Annotated in this window: 1 pseudogene; it reads left to right on the top strand. The window is 46.7% G+C overall.

From position 1 onward, the window contains the following. Positions 1 to 235 (top strand): annotated as a pseudogene (locus M900_RS17865) (hypothetical protein); the annotation flags it as partial. Positions 236 to 407: the final 172 nt, after the last annotated feature.

The following is a 407-nucleotide window of genomic DNA, read 5'->3' as shown; positions in this document are numbered from 1 at the left end:
AACGGAAACAATGGCGACAACGGAAACAACGGATCTAATGGAAATAACGGATCTAACGGATCTAACGGGAACAATGGTGACAACGGGAACAATGGATCTAACGGAAATAACGGATCTAACGGAAATAACGGATCTAACGGGAACAATGGCGACAACGGGAACAATGGCGACAACGGGAACAATGGCGACAACGGGAACAATGGCGACAACGGGAACAATGGCGACAACGGCTTAAATGGCGATAATGGCTCAAACGGAGATAACGGATCTAACGGAGATGACGGAATCAATGGAGATAACGGATCTAACGGAGATGACGGAATCAATGGAGATAACGGATCTAACGGAGATGACGGAATCAATGGAGATAACGGTTCTAACGGAGATGACGGATCTAACGGAGATGA

Origin of the sequence: Bacteriovorax sp. Seq25_V (genome assembly GCF_000447795.1) — a bacterium.
GTDB lineage: Bacteria > Bdellovibrionota > Bacteriovoracia > Bacteriovoracales > Bacteriovoracaceae > Halobacteriovorax_A.
This window is presented reverse-complemented; position numbering and strand designations above follow the sequence as displayed.